Source organism: Gammaproteobacteria bacterium, assembly GCA_022340215.1.
Lineage (GTDB): Bacteria > Pseudomonadota > Gammaproteobacteria > JAJDOJ01 > JAJDOJ01 > JAJDOJ01.
In genome coordinates this window covers 1-4,938 of sequence record JAJDOJ010000110.1, presented here as the reverse complement: position 1 = coordinate 4,938, position 4,938 = coordinate 1, and the positions used below count along the sequence as shown (strand labels likewise).

3 protein-coding genes are annotated in these 4,938 nt (G+C 62.1%); 1 reads left to right on the top strand and 2 read right to left on the bottom strand.

Annotated features, from left to right (window positions below):
• Both LJE91_07975 and LJE91_07970 read right to left on the bottom strand, forming a co-directional pair.
• The coding region (locus tag LJE91_07975) for a hypothetical protein (protein ID MCG6868652.1) at positions 1–1,310 on the bottom strand (1,310 nt) is incomplete at its 3' end.
• A gap of 168 nt (positions 1,311–1,478) precedes the next feature.
• The gene (locus tag LJE91_07970) at positions 1,479–3,908 is read right to left on the bottom strand and encodes an SEC-C domain-containing protein (protein MCG6868651.1); all 2,430 of its coding nucleotides are present in this window, start codon (positions 3,906–3,908) and stop codon (positions 1,479–1,481) included.
• Positions 3,909–4,398: 490 nt separating this feature from the next.
• On the opposite strand from LJE91_07970, the gene LJE91_07965 reads away from it, so the two are divergent.
• On the top strand, positions 4,399–4,938 hold a 540-nt coding region (locus tag LJE91_07965; GenBank protein MCG6868650.1), incomplete at its 3' end, for a DEAD/DEAH box helicase family protein.

The window sequence follows — 4,938 nt, the reverse complement described above, 5'->3', positions numbered from 1 at the left end:
CGCTCCGTGGCGGGCATCACCAGGATTTCCCGCAAACTTACCAGGGACAGCCCCAAGCAAGCGACGCTTTCCCTTATTGCCCCCAGATTCTCGATAAACTCATCTACGCGCCAGAGTTGCCCTGGGTCTCGTAGAGTGGTCCGTCCGCCGCCCGAGTGCTCCTGGCCAATGCCGACGAGTAGCATCAGGCTATCCTGCAGGTCGAGCCGGTGGCTCAGTTCGGCAGGTACGACCTCTAGCGGTGTCGCGGTGCCCTGGGGCAGGGATAAGCCGCTGGCATGGTTTTTCAAGGCTGCTCGCAGGGTCTGCCAGCCCTCGAGATCAACGTCTCGCCACACGTCGTCCGTGTGCACCACGGGCAGAAGTAGACGAGGCGCCAAGCGCCGGGCAGTCTTATACCAGGGTTCGACGGGTCGGGCAAATCCGTTGATGTACAGAATCCGCTCTTCGTCGTCTTCTTCGTTCTCGTCGTCCACGAAGCTGAAGAGTTCGTCGAGTTGCGACTCGTGAACCTCGGAGAGAGGCAGGCCCTGTTCCTGCCGGACAACAGCCTCCCAGGCCAAGTAGTCGCCGTGCTCGATCATCGAAGTCAAGGATGCAATAGCCTCCGCAAGATCACCCGGCTTGGCCAGGTCCAGACCGCTAAGGAGGTCCTCGGTTGGCACCCCGACGGTGGCAAGAGCCCAGTCTATGCGTGCTTTAGCGGGCCCACCATCGGTTGTTGTAGCGTCTGCGAGAGCCGCCTCAGCGGTCAATTGCCCACTGGGAAGCGTAGATAGCGCCGGTGGGTTATCGGTCCCTTCCTCTCTGGTGCCCGAGAGGACAAGGCGCGGGAACTGACCTTCGCGCACTGTACGGTAGCACGCAGCGATTTGACGGGTCGGGTAACCGAGAATGGCGCGGCTGCGGCCCGTCTCCTCGATCACGACGAAGCTCTCCCCGTCGATGGTGAATCGCCCGGTCCACTCAACGGCAAAGCCCGAACTCGTCTCGCGGACGGCGTTGGGTTGGCGCTCTCCGTCACGCGCCAGACACAAGGCTAAGCCGTCCTGCGGATCAAGCAACCATGCGTCGCCTGATTGCGAGGAGAAGCAGATTAGATCTCCTTGCCTGACGATGCACTCCTCCCCATCCTGAGCAAGCCTAATGATACGTTTGAACTCGCGGGGCATGCCGACCTCCTCTCGTGCCGGCCATCGTTGCTGCGTCTTCGGGTGCTGGCTGCGGCCGAGCTTCTCCTGGCGGCGCTTTTGCCTCTTCTGTCGATGTTGCTCTCGGCGCCTGCCCCGGTTCTGCTGCTTTCCGCCCATGGTGGGATCTCCTGTTGTTGACCAGGCCTCAGCACGCATCTATGGCCTATGGGAACAAGAACTTCGTTCTGCGGTTTCGTGTGTTGACATGGCACTGCCAATGTTGTCGAGAATGCTTTTCCCCGGCTACCGATGGCGATCCGGCCCAGGGTTGTTCGGACAACAGGCTCAGGCCTTCAGCCGATATGCCCTTTCAATCAACGTCGCCATGTCGGGCCCCTTCCAGTAGGGCCTGATCCATCGGGGGCGCTGGTCCTCCCAGGTGGGGGCTGCACGCCGCCAGTGTCCCCGCACCATAAAGCGGTGCAGGAGGTTTCCTCCGCTCGGTGCCCGTTCCACAGCCTGCATGTTCCGCACGCTAGCGATGTCGATCTTGCCAGGCAAGTAGAACACCTCGTCCGCGCAACGAGGGAGTCGATCAGGCAAGCCCTTGGTCGCACCCAGGGCTTTCTTCCCGTACGGCTGGCGAGGCTGGGGCTCGACGCCCGCGCTGGTAGCGTAAAGGATAGCGTTGATGACCAGGTGAACCAGGTGCGCGAGCGCCGCAGATGAAAACATGGGGTCCAGCCCGTCCACGTCCACTTCGGGAAAGTGGCTGGCGAGTAGGGAATCCAGGCTGGCCTCAGGATCCACGTAGAGATCGCGCGTCATCAGGTAAGGCCACTGATCCGCGAGGGCGTCAAATGTAAAGGCAATTCTGAGCCCCCGGGCGTGGGCCGCGGGCATGTCCGTGACATATACCGTGGCCACCTTCAGGATCTGCCCGCGCAACTCACAGGTCGGATCGGAGGAGAGCATCCTCTCGGCCACGCGCAGCGTATCACGATCTGAAAAGATCAGCGCAAAGCTGGCGAATGGCAGACGCAGCTGCTCTCCGGTGAGCTCAAGCCGAGTTTTGTGGAGCATCCAGGCAAGCGCTTCGTCCACCCAGAAAGTCTTGCGACGGTGCAGCTCGAAGTTGCACATGTATTCTAGGTGGGCACCGATCAGGTCGCCGTAGGCGGCGGCATCTTCCTTGTTCATTCCATTCCGGTGGGCCTCGATCGCCTGCCGGGTTACGAAATTGGCAAGGGTCAGATCCGACTGCAGATCCTTCCGCGTGATCACCGTCGAGGCATCGAAGCCAGGCTGTTTTCGAAACCGGTCGGCAATCCCGCGCGCCACATCCCCGATGCCCTCGACCTGACGTTCCATGGACTCGTAGCCGGTCAGCGGAGGATGATCGTGACTGCCCGGCGCCTCCGGCAGGTCCGAAAGTCCCAGCTCGCCCCACATCCAGGATGGATCGAAGCCGGGCTGGCCCGTGTTCAGCGACCGTTGATATAGGTTCTCCAGGTCCTTGAGGAGCTCCAGAACTCGGGATCGAAGCAGCGACGACCGGGCGGCTTGACGTGGCGTCTTGTCGTCCAGCGCCGGGATCGCTTCGTCCAGCCACTCACGATAGTGCCTCTGGTAGTACTCCTCCACGGCTTGCGCAGCCGCCTCGGGGGGGAGCTCGGGTTCCTCTCGAGCGGCCGGCCCAAACTCAGCCAGGGCTTGCGCCGGCGTCTGCCGACTGGCGAGTCTGTACCGCACGGCATCTCCGAGAAGTCGTTCCACCAGGGCCCGACCCCGCTCCGCCCGCTCAGCGGAGGCGGTCTCCAGGGTGAGGTGCTCGCCCTGGAGCTGGAATCGCCCGAGAACGACTTTTCCGCCGTCTGTTTCGGTTTGCCCGTACCAGGTCCAAACGGGCTCTTCCGCTTCCCGTTCGACGTTCTTAGCCGAATCGAGCCCGCGAGCAACTTGCTCCGCATCGGTCACCTGGAAGTAGGTTTTGATGAGCAGGAACTCATCGCCGTCAGTGGTCACCAGCTTGGGTAGCGTGGGATCCAGCAAGGGCTGCAGCCATGCTTGGTTGAAGAAAGGGGGAAGCGTTTCGTAGAACCCAAGCTCATCGCCATCAGGGGACTTTTCGTGGAACGCTTTCAGCCCCTTTGTCATGTGAGCGAGAAGGTCTTCGCGGTGCATGCGTGGCAGCGGATAACAGCCTCCGTCGATTTCGGGCTGTCCCGACGCTCCAGCAGGCATCACCCGCGCCGCCAGCAGATCCCACCTGCGGAGCTGCTGTGAAGCGAGCTGTTCTCGAACACGAACTTCCTGACCACTCGTCAGGTCACGAAGCCGCAGCGATTCGCCAGGCCTTGCTTCAATGACCTCGTACAACCTCATACAGGTCCTTTTGGCCTGCTCAAGGTAATGTCTCTCGCCGTCAGTGAGATCGGTCGCGCCGTTCAGAAACGCCTCCGCGACGCGGGAGCGACCTTCACGCCGGTGGTCGAAAAATAACCAGAAATCAAAGGCGTCCTCGGACATGCTGACGAGGTCATCGTCCGCTAGTTGGTCGAACGCCTCCTGGTAGGGGCCCCAGAATACCGCCTCCGCTCGTTCCTTGATGGCTCTCCAGCGTGGCTCGTCGGCAAGCGCCTCCAAGCTGTGCAGTGCGGATGCCCGCTCCTGGGCGGTGAACGGGGGTCTAGGCCCGTGGGTAACAAGGCAGCATTTCTTGTACTTGAGTCCGCTGCCACAGGGACACGGATCGTTACGTCCGGTCTTCTTCATCTCGGCTTATTGCGCAGAACCGCGGTCAGACTCGCAGTCGTACAGCTTGGCGCCCCGGTACGCATCGATGCTAAAGTCTCGGGTCGAGCCTCTTTGTCGTCTCCACGCCGCGCTTTCCGGTCCTCGACGCTTGTGGGCCAAATTCCTGGGTCTTCATAGGGGCGACCGCACCGGACGATCTATTGTCACGAACCCGCCAGTCGCGGTCAATATAGTCGATGGTTGTGTACCACCGGCCGATGTGCTCTCAGCCTCCCATGTCCTCGGACCACTCGGGGTCCCTGTAAGCGCCATTCATCACTATCACGGTCCGGAGGCGACCGCCCCTTTCGCGGGTGGCGCGAGAGAGGCGGGGGTCAATGGGGTGTGCGGTAGAGGAGGCGTGCACGTCGGTCAGCGAGTTCGATCTTAGGGCTGAATTCATGCGGCCACAAGGTTTCTCAGGCAGCGCTACGGTACTCGTGATGGGGAACGACCACTTCCGGGACTCGTGGTCAGCATCGATCAGGGAGAGCGGCGCGCCGACCCGGCCGCGCGGGTGATCATTGCCTCAATACAATCGTCGAGCAAGCGCAAGGACGCGTACCGGCCGGACCTGTTCTCGGTGATCGTCTGCGACGAGTGTCACCGGGCACTGGCCCCAAGCTGGGTCGAGGTCATTGAGCACTTCAACGACGAGCGCGACGGCGACGCACTGCTGCTCGGCATGACCGCGACACCGCGCCGCACGGACGGACGGTCTGCCTTGGACCTCTTCGACCTAACGGCCTACGAGATCGCCAGGCCGGAACTGCAGGACCTGGGCTACCTCGTGCCGATACAGTATTGGGGGGTAAAGGCCGGGCTCAGCTTGGACCAGGTCAAGCGCTCCGGGGGCGATTTCCAGGTCGGCGCCTTGTCTGCGGTCATGGATACGCCGCACCTGCGTGCGCTTACCCTGCACGCATGGGAGGAAAAGGCAAAGGGCCGCAAGACGCTCGTCTTCTGCGCGAGCGTTCGGCACGCGCACCGGCTCGCTGCGGATTTCGCC

Bases quoted from the DNA above. Each gene is read 5' to 3' on its own strand.
- LJE91_07970 (MCG6868651.1), bottom strand. From the start codon at position 3,908: ATGAAGAAGACCGGACGTAACGATCCGTGTCCCTGTGGCAGCGGACTC.